This window comes from Pseudomonas grimontii (genome assembly GCF_007858185.1).
In the GTDB taxonomy this organism is placed as follows: domain Bacteria; phylum Pseudomonadota; class Gammaproteobacteria; order Pseudomonadales; family Pseudomonadaceae; genus Aquipseudomonas; species Aquipseudomonas grimontii.
On record NZ_VFES01000027.1, the window covers coordinates 37,962 to 55,127 of the forward strand.

The window sequence follows — 17,166 nt, forward strand, 5'->3', positions numbered from 1 at the left end:
GCTTCACCACCCATTCAGTAACTCTGAGTAGCAGTTCACAGGTTAAGTTCCGGCAGGTTCAAAAAACTATTGGAAATAACCGACGGCCGTTTCCGATCTAAAGCACTCCGCCACCCTGCGCGGTGGCGGTGAGGCCGCGAAATCAGTGCGCTTCGTCCCAGTTGTTGCCTACGCCAACGTCCACCACCAACGGCACATCCAACTGCGCGGCCGCACTCATGTGCTCGCGAATCTTCTCGCTGACCTCTGCCACCAGATCCTCACGCACTTCCAGCACCAATTCATCGTGCACCTGCAGGATCACCTTGGCATCCAGGCCCGACTCGGTCAGCCAGTTATCCACCAATACCATGGCTTTCTTGATGATATCCGCCGCCGTGCCCTGCATCGGCGCGTTGATCGCCGTGCGTTCTGCGGCCGCACGCTCCTGGGGCTTGTTGGAGTTGATATCCGGCAAATACAGCCGACGCCCGAAAAAGGTTTCCACGTAGCCTTGATCGGCAGCCTGGGCGCGGGTGCGCTCCATGTACTCGCGAACTCCTGGGTAGCGGGCGAAGTACACATCGATATAAGCCTTTGCGGTCTTGGTATCGACACCGATGTCCTTGCCGAGCTTCTGCGCCCCCATGCCGTAGATCAGGCCAAAGTTGATCGCCTTGGCACTGCGACGCTGATCGGACGTGACCTCAGCCAATTCAACCTTGAATACCTCGGCCGCCGTGGCGGTATGCACGTCCAGGTCATTGCGAAACGCATTCATCAGCCCCTCGTCCTTGGACAGGTGCGCCATGATCCGCAGTTCGATCTGCGAATAGTCCGCCGCCAGCAGTTTGTAGCCCTTAGGCGCCACAAATGCCTGGCGAATGCGCCGCCCTTCAGCGGTACGCACCGGGATGTTCTGCAAGTTCGGGTCGCTGGAAGACAGCCGCCCGGTCGCCGCCACCGCCTGATGGTAAGAGGTGTGAACACGTCCGGTACGCGGGTTGATCTGCTCCGGCAAGCGGTCGGTGTAAGTGCTTTTGAGCTTGCTCATGCTGCGGTACTGCATCAGTACCTTGGGCAGCGGATAGTCATCTTCGGCCAGTTTGGCCAGCACTTCTTCAGCCGTGGACGCTTGCCCCTTGCCAGTCTTCTTCAGTACCGGCATCCCCAATTTCTCGTAGAGAATCGCCCCGAGCTGCTTGGGCGAACCCAGATTGAATTCTTCGCCGGCGATCTCGAACGCCTGGCGCTCCAGTTCAACCATCTTGTTACCCAACTCGATGCTCTGGACACCGAGCAGCTGCGCATCCACCAGGGCGCCTTGGCGCTCGATACGCGCCAGCACCGGTACCAGGGGGATTTCGATGTCTGTCAGCACACTCGCCAGGCTCGGTATGGCCGCAAGCTGTGCGTGCAATGCCTGATGCAGGCGCAACGTCACGTCTGCATCTTCGGCGGCATAAGGGCCAGCCTGTTCGAGCGGGATCTGGTCGAACGTCAGCTGCTTGGCGCCTTTGCCGGCGATGTCCTGAAAGCTGACGGTGTCGTAGTCCAGGTACTTCTTGGCCAGGCTGTCCATGTCATGGCGGGTCGCGGTGGAATTCAACACGTAGGATTCAAGCATGGTGTCGAAAGCAATGCCGCGCACGCTGATGCCATTCGCCGGGTCGCCGCCGATGGCGCAGTTGGCCAGGATATTCATGTCGAACTTGGCGTGCTGGCCGACCTTGAGCTTGCTCGGATCTTCCAGCAATGGCTTCAGGGCCAGCAACACGGTATCGCGATCCAACTGCTGCGGCGCACCGATGTAGGAATGGGTCAGCGGGATGTAGGCCGCTTCATGGGGCTGCACGGCGAAGGACACCCCCACCAGTTGCGCCTGTTGAGCGTCGATCCCGGTGGTTTCGGTGTCGAAGGCGAACAACGTCGCGTCATTGAGCTTCTTCAGCCAGGCATCGAATGTGGCTTGGTCGAGGATGGTGGTATAGGTTGTCTCTGCCGGTGCAGCCTCAACAATCTCTTCGGCAACAGGCGCGGCCTTGAGCTCCACCCGCTTGGCATCGCGCTGAATCTCATCGAACCAGCTCTTGAACTCCAGCAGGGTGTAAAGCTCCAGCAACTTTTCGCGATCCGGTTCAATCAGGTGCAAATCGTCCAGACCAATGTCCAGCGGCACATCGATCTTGATCGTCGCCAACTGATAGGAAAGGAATGCCATCTCCTTATGCTCTTCCAGCTTCGCCGGCAGCGTCTTGGCGCCCCGGATCGGCAGGGTCGGCACAATGTCCAACTGCTCATAAAGCTCTTTGAGGCCGCCATTCACGCCCACCAGCAAGCCGGAAGCGGTCTTCGGACCAATACCCGGAACGCCCGGGATGTTGTCGGACGAATCGCCCATCAACGCCAGATAGTCGATGATCTGCTCCGGAGCGACACCAAATTTCTCCTTTACGCCCTCAATGTCCATCGAGCTACCGGTCATGGTGTTGACCAGGGTAATGTGCCCGTCGACCAACTGCGCCATGTCCTTATCGCCGGTGGAGATCACCACCGGACGGTCAGCGGCCGCGCTGCTACGGGCCAGGGTGCCGATCACGTCATCGGCCTCGACGCCTTCGACGCATAGCAATGGGAAGCCCAAGGCGATCACGCTTTGGTGCAGGGGTTCGATTTGCACGCGCATGTCATCGGGCATGCTTGGGCGGTTGGCCTTATATCCGGCGTACATGTCATCGCGAAACGTCCCACCCTTGGCGTCGAACACCACCGCGAACGGGCTGTCCGGGTACTGCTTGCGCAGGCTTTTGAGCATGTTCAACACGCCCTTGACCGCACCGGTCGGCAGGCCTTTGGAGGTGGTCAGCGGTGGCAGCGCATGGAACGCGCGGTACAGGTAAGACGAACCGTCCACCAGGACGAGGGGTGCTTGGCTCATGAGCAGGATCAACCTTTTCGGCGGGTCAGGCGCTAGAATAGCCGGACCAATGAAAACAAAGGGACAAGGTTATCATGCGTACATTCAATCGCCTGCTGTTGACCGGCCTGATTGCACTCGCTCCGATGGTTGCCATCGCAGCAGACAGTGCCCCTTCGGGTGATCCGGAAGTTACCATTCGCACGGAAGGCGACCGGACAATCCAGGAGTACCGTCAAAACGGCTTCCTGTATGCAATCAAGGTGACCGTAAAAGGCGCGCCACCGTATTTCCTGGTGCGCGCGGACGGAACAGACGCGAACTTCATCCGCTCTGACCAGCCGGATATGCTGATCCCGTCATGGAAGATCTTCGAATGGAAATGATTTCTTAACTTCAATTGGCGCCGCCCACTGCGGCGCCCGTACTGGCAGTTTTAACCATGTCTGTGTTCACCCCCCTGGCTCGGCCCGAGCTGGAAACCTTTCTCGCCCCCTACGGGCTCGGCCGCCTGCTTGACTTCCAGGGGATTGCCGCTGGTAGCGAAAACACCAATTTCTTTATCAGCCTGGAACAGGGCGAGTACGTCCTGACCCTGGTTGAACGCGGCCCCGTGCAGGAAATGCCATTCTTCATCGAACTGCTCGACGTGCTCCACGACGCCGACCTGCCGGTGCCCTACGCGCTGCGCACCACCGATGGCGTGGCCCTGCGCGAATTGGCCGGCAAACCAGCACTGCTGCAACCACGCCTGGCCGGCAAGCACATCAAGGACGCCAACGCACAGCATTGCGCCCAGGTCGGCGACCTGCTCGGCCATCTGCACTTGGCGACGCAAGGCGAGAAAGTGCTGGAGCGCAAGACCGATCGCGGGCTGGACTGGATGCTCAGCGAAGGTGCGCAGCTGATTTCGCACTTGAACGATGCACAGCAAAGCCTGCTGCACGCTGCATTGACTGAAATCGACGCCCATAAGGCCGAGATCCTCGCCCTGCCGCGCGCCAACGTGCATGCCGACCTGTTCCGCGACAATGCAATGTTCGAAGGCACCCACCTGACCGGCCTGATCGACTTCTACAACGCCTGCTCCGGCCCGATGCTGTACGACGTGGCGATCGCCCTGAATGACTGGTGTTCGGACGCCGATGGCGTGATTGATGGGCCGCGCGCCCGAGCACTGCTGGGGGCCTACGCCGGCCTGCGGCCGTTCACGGCCAAGGAGGCCGAGCTATGGCCGACCATGTTGCGGGTGGCGTGCGTGCGGTTCTGGCTGTCGCGCCTGATCGCTGCAGAGTCGTTTGCCGGGCAGGATGTGTTGATCCACGATCCCGCCGAGTTCGAGCATCGCTTGGTACAGCGCCAGCAGGTCACAATCCAACTGCCGTTCGCGCTCTAAAAATGTGGGAGGCGGCAAGCCCCCTCCCACATTTGATCCCCGATCTGCTTAGAGCGACTCCAGGCACCCGGCCAGGTCGTTGCCTAATTTCTCCAGCACCTGCTCGTAACCTTGGGCTGTCGCCGGGGTATAGCCGCCCAATGCATCCAGTTCCGCCAACTTCACCGGCAGTCCGGCCACCAGCGTCTCGGCCAGGCGCGGGCGCAACGGCGGTTCACTGAACACGCAGGTCTTGCCGACTTCCTGCAAACGCGTACGCATCGCCGCCACGTGCTGGGCGCCAGGCTGCACTTCGGCAGCAACGCTGAACACGCCGGTGTGCTTGAGCCCGTAAGCAGCTTCGAAGTAATCAAAGGCTTCGTGGAACACGAAGTAAGGTTTGTCACCGATGCTCGCCATACGTTTTTTCAGGCGCGCATCCAGCGCATCCAGGCGCTCGTCGAAAGCCCTCGCGTTGCTCTGGTAACGCGCGGCATTGCTCGGGTCGGCAGCGCTAAGGTCAGACGCCATGCGCGTGGCGATCACGCGAGCGTTGACCGTCGACAACCACAAGTGTGCATCCAGGCTGCCTGGGCGGTGATCGTGATCATGTTCGTCGGCATCATCGGCGTGGGAATGGCTATCTTCGGCGAAACGGCGCAGTTTCATCCCCGCAAGGTCTTGAACCGCTATCGTCGGAGCCGTACGACCTTTGAGCACGCGAGGCAGGAAGCCCTCCATGTCCGGCCCGATCCAATACAGCAGATCGACCGACTGCACGCGCCGTACGTCGGACGGACGCAACGCGAAGTTATGCGGCGATGCACCCGGCGGCAGCAATACCTCCGGAACCGCCACACCGTCCTGCACGGCGGCGGCAATCAACTGCAATGGCTTGATGCTCGTGAGCACCTTGACCTCGGCCTGAGCGGCGCCAGCGATGAACAAACTGGTGACAAATACGACAAAAACGGGAAAAAGTCGGGACACGATGACCACTCAATGACGTAGGAACGGGTAACATAATAACGTCTCTATCAAATATCTGTCGCCGCTCATGCCTATAACACCACTTGCCAGCCGTCCACACGACCACTCTCACTGCGTGCATACCGCGCTGTCGGAGGCCGACACCCTGTGCGCACAGAAGGGCTTGCGCCTGACTGCTCTGCGCCGCCGGGTGCTGGAACTGGTCTGGCAGAGCCACAAGCCGCTGGGCGCCTACGACATCCTGGGTGTGCTCAGCGAGCAGGACGGCCGCCGCGCCGCGCCGCCGACCGTGTATCGCGCGCTGGATTTCCTGCTGGAAAACGGCCTGGTGCACCGCATTGCCTCGCTCAACGCCTTTGTCGGCTGCAACCACCCGGAACACGCGCATCAGGGCCAGTTCCTGATCTGCCGCGAGTGCCACGCCGCCATCGAACTTGAACAAAAAAGCATCAGCGACGCCATCATCAAGAGCGCCGCCGACGTGGGCTTCCGGGTCGAAGGGCAAACGGTCGAAGTGGTCGGCCTGTGCTCGGGCTGCCAGGGGGCTTGATGAGCAACGCGTTAATCCGCCTGGAGCAGGTCGGCGTCACGTTTGCCGGGCAAAACGTGCTGGATAACATCGCCTTGAGCGTCGAGCCGGGACAGATCGTCACCCTGATCGGCCCCAATGGCGCGGGCAAGACCACCCTGGTGCGTGCCGTACTCGGCCTGCTCAAGCCCGACACCGGCAGCGTGTGGCGCAAGCCCAAGCTGCGCGTGGGCTACATGCCACAAAAGCTGCATGTTGATCCGACCTTGCCCTTATCGGTGCTGCGTTTTTTGCGCCTGGTGCCTGGTGTGGACCGCGCCCGCGCACAGGCCGCCCTCAAGGAAGTCGGTGCCGAACAGGTCATCGACAGCCCGGTGCAAAGCATCTCCGGCGGCGAAATGCAGCGCGTGCTGCTGGCCCGCGCCCTGCTGCGCGAGCCCGAGTTGCTGGTGCTGGATGAACCCGTGCAGGGCGTCGACGTCGCCGGCCAGGCCGAGCTGTACAGCCTGATCACCCGCCTGCGCGACCGCCATGGCTGCGGCGTGCTGATGGTCTCCCATGATTTGCACCTGGTGATGAGCACCACCGACCAAGTGGTATGCCTCAACCGCCACGTGTGCTGCTCCGGCCACCCGGAACAAGTCAGCAACGACCCCGCGTTCGTCGAACTGTTCGGCAAGAACGCCCAGAGCCTGGCGATCTATCACCACCATCACGACCACGCCCATGACCTGCATGGCGCTGTCGTTGACGATCCCGCGACGCCCCACACCCACAAGCATGGAGATAACTGCAAGCATGGCTGATTTTCTGCTTTACGCCCTGCTGGCAGGCTTGGCTCTGGCGCTGGTGGCGGGCCCACTGGGCTCGTTCGTGGTCTGGCGGCGCATGGCGTACTTTGGCGACACCTTGTCCCACGCCGCGCTGCTGGGCGTGGCCATGGGCTTCCTGCTGGATGTGAGCCCGACCATCGCCGTGACCGTGGGCTGTCTGCTGCTGGCGGTGCTGCTGGTGACCCTGCAACAGCGCCAGCCACTGGCCTCGGATACCCTGCTGGGCATCCTGGCGCCGAGCACGCTGTCCCTGGGCCTGGTGGTGCTGAGCTTTATGCATGAAGTGCGCATCGACCTGATGGCCTATCTGTTCGGCGATCTGCTGGCGATCAGCCCCACCGACCTTGCCTGGATTCTCGGCGGCAGCGCTGCAGTATTGGTGCTGCTGGTAGCCCTGTGGCGTCCGCTGCTGGCAATCACGGTGCATGAAGAACTGGCCAGGGTCGAAGGTTTGCCCGTACCAGCGTTGCGCATGGCCCTGATGCTGCTGATTGCCGTGGTGATCGCTGTCGCGATGAAGATTGTCGGCGTATTGTTGATCACGTCGCTGCTGATCATTCCCGCTGCCGCCGCCCAGCGCCACGCCCGCTCACCGGAGCAGATGGCGATCGGTGCCAGCCTGTTGGGGATGCTGGCAGTGTGCGGGGGCCTGGCGTTGTCGTGGTTCAAGGACACCCCGGCCGGACCGTCGATTGTAGTCACGGCGGCCGCCCTGTTTCTGCTGAGTTTTGTCCTGCCCCGTCGAGGGGTGTAGACTTGCTCGCTTTTTGCGCAAATAGAGAGTCGCAGGAATGAAGCTGTTCACCTCCCGTTATCTGCTCCTTGCCGCGTTTTCCCTGCTGCTGGGCGCCTGTCAAAGCACACCGCCCGCCGCCCCAGAGGCCCCGGATCCGCGTGCTGCGGCCATCGCGCAGCTGGAGCAAAACCTGGCCAGCAGTGAGCTGGCCACCGCCGAAGACCAACTTGCCGCGCTGCAGGCCCAGTCGCCCAATGACCCGACGCTGGAACCCTACCAACGTCAATTGGCCGAGGCTTACCTGCAGCGCAGCCAGATCGTGCTGCAAAAAGGCGACGTAAACGCCGCTGCCACCGCCCTGAGCCGAGCCCGCGCACTGATGCCCAAGGCGCCAGCGCTGACCGGTGGCGTGAACAGCGCCATCACCCACGCCCGCAAGGCGGAATTGGATAAGGCCGAAGAGGCCCTCAAAGCCGCCGAAGCCAAGCCCGCAGCCAAGGTCATCGACCCGGCGGCGCCGAGCACGACCGTGGCGCTGAACCTCACCGACATCGAAGAACTGCGCCATCAACTGGATGCGATCGCCACCGACGTGGTGAATTACCAGTGTGATGTGACGATCCAGGCGCCGCGCACCCAGGACTACCCATGGCTGGCCACGTTGCTGACCAAACGGGTGAAGCGTATTGATTCGGGATATGACCTGAAGATTCACCGGCAGATTCTGAAGCATATTCCGGCGCAGGTTGTGCTGATTCCGCGCAAGGCGGAATAACGCATCGGGGGCTTGCCCCCCGATGGTGATCTAACCAACGACCAAAAAATCAGGCCGGAATCGCCTTAGCCTTCGGCTCACGATCCCAAACCCGATGCTGTGCAATCGCGGCAAAAAACGCCTTGAACGCTTTCGCATCCGAACCAACGATCAACCCCGCATCCGTCTCCAGCTTCAGCAGATCCAGCAGTGGCTTCACATCACTGGCAACTGCAATCGCCTTCAGGTGTTTGTAGGCTTCCAGAACGTAATGCAACGCCACGCCATCGCCGCTCAGTGCTTTCACCGACTCTTTTCCGCCCGGGATAAACACGGCGTCAAAGGCAATGGACGGCATGCCTTCCATCGACGCATCCACCGGCAGGCTCTTGCCATCCGCCGTCTTCACCGGCGCCGAGGTCGGCCCCAGCAACTTCGCATGGGCACCTTCTGCCTCCAGCGCTTTTTTCAGCGCATCGATCACCGCGCCATCGACACCGTTGGCCGCGAGAATCGCGACTTTACGCGTCTTGATATCACCCGACAGCAAGTTCACCTGGCTCAACGCTGGCGACTCTTTCAGCGAAGTCTCACGCGGCGGCACCGTGCCTTTGGTCGGCGCCGGCAAACCTAGGTTCTGCGCAACGCGCCTGGCCAGTTCCAGATCGATATTAGCCAGGATCTCGTTGACCTGACGCGCACGGATAAACTCGCGCTCCACCTTGCCCAACTCGAAGCTGTAGGCCGCGATGATGTGCTCTTTCTCGTGGTGGCTCATGCTGTGGAAAAACAGCGCGGCTTGCGAGAAATGGTCGCCAAACGACTCACTGCGCTCACGGACCTTGTTGGCGTCTACACGCTCGTAATAAGTTTCGAAACCGCCATCCTGGGCAGCCGGCGGCGTTTCTTTTGGCCAACCGCCATCAATCGAATTCGGCTCGTACGCAGCACGGCCCTTGTCGATCACCGTGCGATGCTGTGCGTCGCGCTGGCCATTGTGGAAAGGCGCTACAGGCCGGTTGATCGGCAGCTCATGGAAGTTCGGGCCGCCGAGACGGCTGATCTGTGTATCCGTGTAGGAAAACAGACGACCTTGCAGCAGAGGGTCGTTGGTGAAGTCGATGCCCGGCACGATATGGCCCGGGCAAAACGCGACCTGCTCGACTTCGGCAAAGAAGTTATCCGGGTTGCGGTTCAGCACCATCTTGCCCAGCGGCGTGATCGGTACCAGTTCCTCGGGGATGATCTTGGTGGGGTCGAGCAGGTCAAAGTCGAACTTATGCTCGTCTTCTTCCGCAACGATCTGCACACCCAATTCCCACTCAGGGTAGTCGCCGCTTTCAATCGCTTCCCACAGGTCACGACGGTGGTAATCGGTATCTTTACCGGCAAGCTTTTGCGCTTCGTCCCACACCAGGGAGCAGGTGCCGACCTTCGGGTGCCAATGAAACTTCACAAAGCTCGACTTACCTTCGGTATTGATCAAGCGGAAGGTGTGAATGCCAAAACCCTGCATGGCACGCAGGCTTTTTGGAATGGCACGGTCAGACATCGCCCAGATCACCATGTGCGCCGATTCTGGCTGCAACGAAACAAAATCCCAGAACGTATCGTGGGCCGAGCCGCCGGTAGGAATTTCGTTGTGCGGCTCAGGTTTTACCGCATGCACGAAATCGGGAAACTTGATCGCATCCTGAATGAAAAACACCGGCATGTTGTTGCCGACCAGATCGAAGTTGCCTTCGTCGGTGAAGAACTTCACCGCGAAACCGCGCACGTCACGCACCGTATCGCCGGAACCACGCGGGCCCTGCACAGTGGAAAATCGTACGAAGACTGGGGTTTTATGACCTGGATCGCGCAGGAAACCGGCCTTGCTCAGCGCGGAATGGTTTTCATAGGTCTGGAAATAGCCATGGGCGCCCGTGCCGCGGGCATGCACGATGCGCTCGGGGATACGCTCATGGTCAAAGTGCGTGATTTTTTCACGCATGATGAAGTCTTCCAGCAGCGAGGGGCCGCGCGCGCCGACTTTCAAGGTGTTCTGGTTGTCGGAAATCTTCACGCCTTGGTTGGTACGCAGGGCCTGGCCGGTCGCATCGGAACGGAATTCTTCCAGGGCCTGCAGCTTGGCGTTGGTGTTGCCACGGTCCAGGGTATCGGTGCCCGCGAGCTCACTCTTCGACGGGGTGGCTGGCTTCTTGGTACTCATCAGTCAAAACTCCTTATTCAAAGTGGCCAGAGCGGTCCCCGGCTCGTTTGAGCAAAACCCCAGGCACGGCACCTGGGAAATTGAGTTGCTTAAGTAGTGACTGACACCGTTTTGCACCGTTCCTTTTTTATGACCTTTGATCGCGTTATTGCCAAATCACTGGTTGAATGCGAAATAAATGCTAAGAAAGGCTATACGGACAGGCTAAAATGCGCGCCCGGCTAACCGCTGATCCCTTTTCCATGCGCCCCACAAGGTTCGCTACGTGATCGAGTTTCAAAACGTCCATAAAACCTACCGCGTCGCCGGTAAGGATATTCCCGCGCTGCACCCCACCAGCCTGCGTGTCGAAAACGGCCAGGTGTTTGGCCTGATTGGCCACTCAGGTGCAGGTAAAAGCACCCTGCTGCGCCTGATCAACCGCCTGGAAGAGCCCAGTGGCGGTCAGATCACGGTGGACGGCGAAGAAGTCACCTCCTTGGATGCCAACGGCCTGCGCCGTTTCCGTCAGCAGGTCGGGATGATCTTCCAGCACTTCAACCTGCTGGCGTCCAAGACCGTTGCCGACAATGTGGCGCTGCCACTGACCCTGGCCGGCGAATTGTCGCGCAAGGAGATCGATCAACGCGTCGCCGAGCTACTCGCCCGCGTCGGCCTGTCGGACCACGCCAGGAAGTACCCGGCGCAGTTGTCTGGCGGCCAGAAGCAACGCGTCGGCATCGCCCGCGCCCTGGCGACCAAGCCGAAAATCCTGCTGTGCGACGAAGCCACCAGCGCCCTCGACCCGCAAACCACCGCCTCGGTCCTGCAATTGCTGGCCGAGATCAATCGCGAGTTGAAACTGACCATCGTGCTGATCACCCATGAAATGGACGTGATTCGCCGCGTATGCGACCAGGTGGCGGTGATGGACGCCGGCGTGATCGTCGAGCAAGGCTCGGTAGCCGACGTGTTCCTGCATCCCAAGCACCCGACCACCAAACGCTTTGTACAAGAAGCCGAGCAGGTCGACGAAGGCGAACAGCACGACGATTTCGCCCATGTACCCGGTCGAATCGTGCGCCTGACGTTCCAAGGTGAAGCGACCTACGCGCCATTGCTGGGTACCGTCGCCCGCGAAACAGGAGTGGACTACAGCATCCTCGCCGGCCGCATCGACCGCATCAAAGACATCCCCTACGGGCAACTGACCCTGGCGGTCACCGGTGGTGACATGGAAGCGGCCTTTGCCCGCTTTACCGCCGCAGACGTCCACATGGAGGTGCTGCGCTAATGGAAGTGTTCCTGAGTTTCTTCGCCAATATCGACTGGTCCGAAATCTGGCTCGCCACCGGCGACACCATGATCATGCTGTTCGGTTCACTGTTCTTCACCGTGGTATTGGGCCTGCCCTTGGGCGTGCTGCTGTTCCTGACCAGCCCACGCCAGCTGTTCGAGCAAAAAGGCCTGTACGCACTGCTGTCGCTGGTCGTGAACATCCTGCGCTCGCTGCCGTTCATCATCCTGCTGATCGTGATGATCCCGTTCACCGTGCTGATCACCGGCACCTCGCTGGGCGTAGCGGGGGCGATCCCGCCGCTGGTCGTAGGTGCCACGCCATTCTTCGCGCGTCTGGTGGAAACCGCCTTGCGTGAAGTGGACCGCGGCATCATCGAAGCCACCCAGTCCATGGGCGCCAGCACCCGCCAGATCATCATTAACGCGCTGCTGCCCGAAGCACGCCCTGGCATCTTCGCGGCGATCACGGTGACGGCGATTACACTGGTGTCCTACACGGCAATGGCCGGTGTCGTCGGTGCCGGCGGCCTGGGTGACCTGGCGATCCGTTTCGGTTACCAGCGCTTCCAGACCGATGTGATGGTGGTCACTGTGGTGATGCTGTTGATCCTGGTGCAAATTCTGCAAACCGTCGGCGACAAGCTGGTGGTGCATTTTTCTCGAAAATAACGGCCATTGCCGGTCAAAAGCCGGCACATGCCCGAACAAGGAGCTTGTTGGATGAAAAAACTACTGGTTGCTTTCGCCGCCGTTGCCGCGTTTTCCGCCCACGCCGAGACCATCACGGTCGCCGCCTCGCCGGTGCCCCACGCGGAAATCCTGGAATTCGTGAAGCCTGCGCTCGCCAAAGAAGGCGTGGACCTGCAGGTCAAAGTGTTCACTGACTACGTACAGCCAAACGTGCAAGTGTCGGAAAAGCGCCTGGACGCCAACTTCTTCCAGCACCAGCCGTACCTGGATGAGTTCAACAAGGCCAAGGGCACTCACCTGGTGAGCGTCGGCGCGGTGCACCTGGAGCCCCTGGGCGCTTACTCCAGCAAGTACAAGAAGCTGGAGGAACTGCCAAGCGGCGCCAACGTGGTGATCCCGAACGACGCCACCAACGGCGGCCGTGCGCTGCTGCTGCTGGCCAAACACAACCTGATCACCCTGAAGGACCCGACCAACATCCTGTCGACCATCAAGGACATCACCGAAAACCCGAAAAACCTGAAATTCCGCGAACTCGAAGCCGCCACCCTGCCGCGCGTGCTGACCCAGGTCGACCTGGCGCTGATCAACACCAACTACGCGCTGGAAGCCAAACTGGACCCGTCCAAGGACGCCCTGGTGATCGAAGGCAATGACTCGCCTTACGTGAACATCCTGGTGAGCCGCGAAGACAACAAGGATTCGGACGCGATGAAGAAGCTGATTGCAGCCCTGCACACTCCTGAAGTGAAGCAATTCATCCAAGAGAAGTACAAAGGCGCGATCCTGCCGGCGTTCTGATCCGACTCGATCTCCAACACTCTGGAGATCAAAAAATGTGGGAGGGGGCTTGCCCCCGATTGCGGAGTAGCAGTCGCTGCATGAGCTGACTGATCTGCCGCCATCGGGGGCAAGCCCCCTCCCACATGTGTTGTGCGTTGCCTGTTACTTGCGCTGCAACAGCCCCGGCAGTTGCGCTACCAGCTTCTGATTGTTCAACGGCGCACGGATAAACCCGCGCTGGGTACCATCCGGGCCGATCAGCGCGAGGTTGCCGCTATGGTCGACGGTGTAGTTGGGCTTGCTGGTGTCTGCCGGGATGAACGGGATGCTCACGGCATTCGAGACCTTCTGCACATCCTCCACGTTCGCGCCGGTGAGGCCTTCGAATTGCGGGTCGAAATAGCCCAGGTACTGTTTGAGCTGGGTCGGCGTGTCGCGGTTCGGGTCGACGCTGACCAGGATCACTTGAAACTTGTCCACAGCCTCTTTAGGCAACTCGCTCTTGATCTGGCGCAGTTGGGCGAGGGTAGTCGGGCAGATGTCGGGGCAGAAGGTGTAGCCGAAGAACAGCAGGCTCCACTTGCCTTTCAACTCGTTGACCAGCACCGGCTGGCCGTCCTGGTTGGTCATGCTCACCGGTGGCAACTGACGGCTTTGCGGCAGCAGGATGATGCCGGCGTCGATCAACGCGGTAGGGTCGCCCTGGCCTTTGCCCGAGAGCACTTTGTTGACGGTCAGGCCCATGATCAACGCGACGATGGCCACCAGGATAAAGACGGTTTTTTGAGTTCGAGTCATAGGTTCAACAGTAAGTAGTGGTCTACGAGCAGGGCGATAAACAGCAGGAACAGGTACCAGATAGAGTACTTGAAGGTGTTGATCGCCGCGTGCGGCTGAGCGCCACGGTACAGCACCCAGGCCCATTGCAGAAAGCGTCCGCCCAAAACCAGCGCACACGCCAGGTAGAGCAGGCCGCTCATATGGATCACATAGGGCATGAGGCTCACCGCCAACAGGGCGAAGGTGTAGAGCAGGATATGCACCTTGGTGTAGTGCTCGCCATGGGTGACCGGCAGCATCGGGATGTCGGCCTTGGCGTATTCCTCCTTGCGGTGAATGGCCAGCGCCCAGAAGTGCGGCGGGGTCCAGGCGAAGATGATCAGCACCAATAACAAGGGTTCGGCGCTGACGTGGCCGGTGACGGCGACCCAGCCCAACAGCGGCGGCGCGGCACCGGCCAAGCCGCCAATAACAATATTTTGTGGCGTCGCGCGCTTGAGAAAGCCGGTGTAGATCACCGCATAACCCAACAGCGAAGCCAGCGTCAGCCATGCCGCCAGGGGATTGGTGAACGCCAGCAACAAGGCCAATCCTGCAACGGCTAGAAACAAAGCAAAGGCCAGCGCCGCCATCGGCGATACACGGCCCTGCGCCAACGGTCGCTTATGGGTGCGGGCCATCACCGCATCAATCCGCCGGTCCACTACATGGTTCACCGCCGCCGCGCCACCGGCACACAGGGCTATCCCCAGGTTGCCGAAAATCAGCACCGCCCACGGCACGCCGGCGCGGGTCGCGAGGAACATGCCGACCAAGGAGGTGATGAGCATCAACACCACCACTTTCGGCTTGGTCAGTTCCAGGTAATCGCGCCAGATCGCCTGGCTGTGGCGCGCGCCGATCAAGGTCGCCATGGCATCTCTCCTTTAAGGGTGATGAGGCCCGATACGTGTTTGCGCGGGCTGAAGCGCCAGCCGAAGGGCAGTTGGTGACGTACCCGGACCAGACTGGTGCGGGCGTGGTAATTGACCAGCACCAGGCTCAATAACAGCGCCGCGCCGCCGGCGTTATGGCCGACCGCAACCGGCAGCGGCAGGTGGAAATACACGTTGCTCAGGCCCAGGCTGATTTGGGCCGCCAGGGCAATCAACAGCAGACCCGCGAGCCGAGTCATACCGACCACGCGCAGCTGCCAGGCCAAGCCCGCAAGCACCACGGTGACCAGCACCGCACCGATGCGGTGGGTCAGGTGGATGGCGGTGCGCGCATCGCTGTCGAGTTGGCCGCCAAGGTAATTGGGCCCGATGTGCTGGGTCAGGTGAAAGCCGTTGGCGAAGTCCGCCGCAGGCCACCACTGGCCGTGGCAGGTGGGCAAATCGATACAGGCCACCGCCGCGTAGTTGGAACTGACCCAGCCGCCCAAGGCAATCTGGCCGATCACCAGCACCAGACCCGCCGTGGCCCAATATTGCAGGCGCTTGGGCACGATCAAGGCGGGCAGCACGCCGGACAAGCGCAGGGTCAGCAGGAACAACAGGCTCAAGGTCGCAAAGCCGCCCAACAAATGCCCCGTCACCACCTGGGGCCATAGCTTCAAGGTCACCGTCCACATGCCAAACGCCGCCTGGGCGAATACCACCATCAGCACAAACAACGGCAGTTTCACCGGCTGGCCCGGATCATGCCGATGGCTCCACGAACGCGCCGCCAACAGCACAATCAACAGGCCCAGGGTGCCGGCAAAGTAGCGATGGGTCATCTCGGCCCAGCCCTTGTCAGCCTCCACTGGCGTATCGGGAAAATGCAATTCGGCATGGGCCAACTGGGCCTCGCTTTGCGGCACGCTGATAAAGCCGTAGCAGCCCGGCCAGTCCGGGCAACCAAGGCCGGCATGGGTCAGGCGGGTGTAGGCGCCGAGCAGCACGACGATCAGCGCCAGCAGGGTGGCAAACAACGCGAGGCGAAATCCAGGTTTGGCCATGACGATGCCCTTATCCGATGTTCGACAGTTTCAGCAGGTGGCGCAGATCATTGAGCAAGTCCTTGCCCTTGACCTTGGCGTCGTAGCGCAGCACCAGATTGCCGTGGGGGTCGACGATCCACAGTTGCGCATCGCCCGGCGCGGCGGCGTTTTTGGTGAAGGTCGAAAGGTCCAGCGAGTAGCGCTGCAATTGCGGGTATTCGACCTTCAACTTGGCGTCATAGTCGGTACCGACCGGTTGCGCACTGGCCAGGGCATGGCTGGCGCGTGAGGCGTCGCGCCCCAGGCCGATCTGCAGTTGGCGCGCGAGGTACACCAGTTGCTGGCAATCGGCAGCGCAGGCAGCGGGCGCGGTGACCAGCAACTGCCAGCGCTGTTCATCGGCCTGCACGCCAATATCGGCGCGGGTCTGACCGTTACCGATCATTTCCCCGTGGTAGCTGCGACTGTCCGGCACCCAGAACTGCAGTTTGTACATGAAGGTGGCCAGCGCCATCGGGCCGATCACCATCAGCAGGATCAGCAACAGTTGCCAGCGGCCTTTGCGCCGATCAGGCACCTCAGACATGTTGGGTGGATTCATGGCCGTTCCCATGGGGCTTCTCCTTTGTGGTGTGCCATCCGAGGTAGAGGTAAAGCGCCAATAGCGCCAGCGACATGGCGAACCACTGCACCGCGTAGGCCAGGTGTTTTTCCGGGCCCATCGCAACGATGGGCCAAGTGGTTTCGTACGTACCGGGGCCGGCTTCAGTGCGCAGTTCGTAGGCAAAACCGCTGCGACCGAGCTCAGCCCATAACGCAGCGGGGTGCAGCGCGGTCAACAGGCGCGGCCATTGCGCGGTCGTGGGGTCTGCATGTAACTGGAATGTTTCGCCGGGCGCGACATACACCCAGGCGTCGAGATTCAAAGGCTGGTCTGGGGTGGTGAAGACGGGCGGGGTGCGCCGATCCGGCCACGGCAACCAACCGCGATTGAGCAACAGCCATAGGCCGCTGGCCTGATCGTGAAAGGGTTGCAGCAACTCGACGCCCGCCTTGCCGTCGCGCATGCGGTTATCCAGCAGTACGCTGTGCTCGGCATCGAATTGCCCGCGCAAATGCACGCGGCGAAAGGCCGGGTCCGCCATGTCACCGAGCTGCACACTGCTGATCGGCTCAGCCACGCGGCGTTCGGCATAGCTGTCCACCAGCAACTGCTTCTCATGGCCGCGTGACAGTTGCCAGAAACCCAGGCCCACCATCAACGGCAGCAGAATCATCACCACCAGGGTCGGTGCGATACCTGGACGAAAGCGTTTCATGGCGCTGGCTATACTTGTTTTCATTGCC

The 17,166-nt window shown here is 60.9% G+C and carries 17 protein-coding genes; 9 read left to right on the forward strand and 8 right to left on the reverse strand.

Annotated elements, in window-relative coordinates; all coding sequences use genetic code 11:
• Positions 1 to 142: 142 nt before the first annotated feature.
• Entirely contained in the window at positions 143 to 2,917 is a 2,775-nt protein-coding gene (gene polA / locus FIV39_RS28735; protein ID WP_090401259.1) for a DNA polymerase I, read from the reverse strand.
• A gap of 74 nt (positions 2,918 to 2,991) precedes the next feature.
• Here polA and FIV39_RS28740 point away from each other — a divergent pair, with 74 nt between their 5' ends.
• Both FIV39_RS28740 and FIV39_RS28745 read left to right on the forward strand, forming a co-directional pair.
• Positions 2,992 to 3,282, forward strand: a complete 291-nt coding sequence (locus FIV39_RS28740; protein WP_090401260.1) for a DUF2782 domain-containing protein — start codon at positions 2,992 to 2,994, stop codon at positions 3,280 to 3,282.
• Positions 3,283 to 3,338: 56 nt separating this feature from the next.
• The gene (locus FIV39_RS28745; protein ID WP_090401261.1) at positions 3,339 to 4,292 is read left to right on the forward strand and encodes a homoserine kinase; all 954 of its coding nucleotides are present in this window, start codon (positions 3,339 to 3,341) and stop codon (positions 4,290 to 4,292) included.
• Between the two features lie 48 nt (positions 4,293 to 4,340).
• On the opposite strand, the gene FIV39_RS28750 is transcribed toward FIV39_RS28745, so the two are convergent.
• Positions 4,341 to 5,270 carry a zinc ABC transporter substrate-binding protein gene (locus FIV39_RS28750; protein ID WP_090401262.1) on the reverse strand — a complete coding sequence of 310 codons (930 nt, stop codon included), beginning with the start codon at positions 5,268 to 5,270 and terminating at the stop codon, positions 4,341 to 4,343.
• A 58-nt stretch (positions 5,271 to 5,328) separates the two neighbouring features.
• On the opposite strand from FIV39_RS28750, the gene zur reads away from it, so the two are divergent.
• Genes zur through FIV39_RS28770 form a run of 4 tightly spaced genes read left to right on the forward strand, consistent with a single transcriptional unit; the run spans position 5,329 to position 8,134 of the window.
• On the forward strand, positions 5,329 to 5,811 hold the full coding sequence (gene zur, locus FIV39_RS28755) for a zinc uptake transcriptional repressor Zur (protein ID WP_090401263.1): 483 nt from the start codon (positions 5,329 to 5,331) through the stop codon (positions 5,809 to 5,811).
• Positions 5,811 to 6,596 (forward strand): zinc ABC transporter ATP-binding protein ZnuC, encoded by a 786-nt coding sequence (gene znuC / locus FIV39_RS28760; protein ID WP_090401264.1) that lies wholly within the window; start codon positions 5,811 to 5,813, stop codon positions 6,594 to 6,596. The genes zur and znuC overlap by 1 nt, the downstream gene beginning before the upstream one ends.
• Complete coding sequence (znuB, locus tag FIV39_RS28765) at positions 6,589 to 7,377, forward strand: zinc ABC transporter permease subunit ZnuB (protein ID WP_027608036.1); 789 nt, start codon at positions 6,589 to 6,591, stop codon at positions 7,375 to 7,377. The genes znuC and znuB overlap by 8 nt, the downstream gene beginning before the upstream one ends.
• Before the next feature lie 37 nt (positions 7,378 to 7,414).
• Positions 7,415 to 8,134: a PA5502 family lipoprotein gene (locus FIV39_RS28770; RefSeq protein ID WP_090401265.1), complete on the forward strand. Its 720-nt coding sequence runs from the start codon at positions 7,415 to 7,417 to the stop codon at positions 8,132 to 8,134.
• Positions 8,135 to 8,183: 49 nt separating this feature from the next.
• On the opposite strand, the gene katE is transcribed toward FIV39_RS28770, so the two are convergent.
• Positions 8,184 to 10,325, reverse strand: a complete 2,142-nt coding sequence (gene katE, locus FIV39_RS28775) for a catalase HPII (RefSeq protein WP_090401266.1) — start codon at positions 10,323 to 10,325, stop codon at positions 8,184 to 8,186.
• A 265-nt stretch (positions 10,326 to 10,590) separates the two neighbouring features.
• On the opposite strand from katE, the gene FIV39_RS28780 reads away from it, so the two are divergent.
• The 3 genes from FIV39_RS28780 to FIV39_RS28790 are packed head-to-tail and all read left to right on the forward strand — an operon-like array spanning position 10,591 to position 13,094.
• Positions 10,591 to 11,598 (forward strand): methionine ABC transporter ATP-binding protein, encoded by a 1,008-nt coding sequence (locus FIV39_RS28780; RefSeq protein WP_090401267.1) that lies wholly within the window; start codon positions 10,591 to 10,593, stop codon positions 11,596 to 11,598.
• A complete protein-coding gene (locus tag FIV39_RS28785; RefSeq protein ID WP_090401268.1) occupies positions 11,598 to 12,272 on the forward strand; it encodes a methionine ABC transporter permease in 675 nt (224 codons plus the stop codon). The genes FIV39_RS28780 and FIV39_RS28785 overlap by 1 nt, the downstream gene beginning before the upstream one ends.
• A gap of 51 nt (positions 12,273 to 12,323) precedes the next feature.
• A complete protein-coding gene (locus FIV39_RS28790) occupies positions 12,324 to 13,094 on the forward strand; it encodes a MetQ/NlpA family ABC transporter substrate-binding protein (protein WP_090401269.1) in 771 nt (256 codons plus the stop codon).
• A gap of 144 nt (positions 13,095 to 13,238) precedes the next feature.
• On the opposite strand, the gene FIV39_RS28795 is transcribed toward FIV39_RS28790, so the two are convergent.
• From FIV39_RS28795 to FIV39_RS28815, 5 genes are read right to left on the reverse strand one after another with little or no spacing between them, the layout of a single operon-like run.
• On the reverse strand, positions 13,239 to 13,874 hold the full coding sequence (locus tag FIV39_RS28795) for an SCO family protein (RefSeq protein ID WP_090401270.1): 636 nt from the start codon (positions 13,872 to 13,874) through the stop codon (positions 13,239 to 13,241).
• Complete coding sequence (gene cyoE, locus FIV39_RS28800) at positions 13,871 to 14,770, reverse strand: heme o synthase (protein ID WP_090401271.1); 900 nt, start codon at positions 14,768 to 14,770, stop codon at positions 13,871 to 13,873. Before cyoE ends, FIV39_RS28795 begins: the two co-directional genes overlap by 4 nt.
• A complete protein-coding gene (locus FIV39_RS28805) occupies positions 14,758 to 15,837 on the reverse strand; it encodes a COX15/CtaA family protein (RefSeq protein ID WP_090401272.1) in 1,080 nt (359 codons plus the stop codon). The genes cyoE and FIV39_RS28805 overlap by 13 nt, the downstream gene beginning before the upstream one ends.
• A 10-nt stretch (positions 15,838 to 15,847) precedes the next feature.
• Entirely contained in the window at positions 15,848 to 16,432 is a 585-nt protein-coding gene (locus tag FIV39_RS28810; protein WP_090401273.1) for a hypothetical protein, read from the reverse strand.
• Positions 16,398 to 17,162: an SURF1 family protein gene (locus FIV39_RS28815; protein ID WP_090401274.1), complete on the reverse strand. Its 765-nt coding sequence runs from the start codon at positions 17,160 to 17,162 to the stop codon at positions 16,398 to 16,400. Before FIV39_RS28815 ends, FIV39_RS28810 begins: the two co-directional genes overlap by 35 nt.
• Positions 17,163 to 17,166 lie beyond the last annotated feature (4 nt).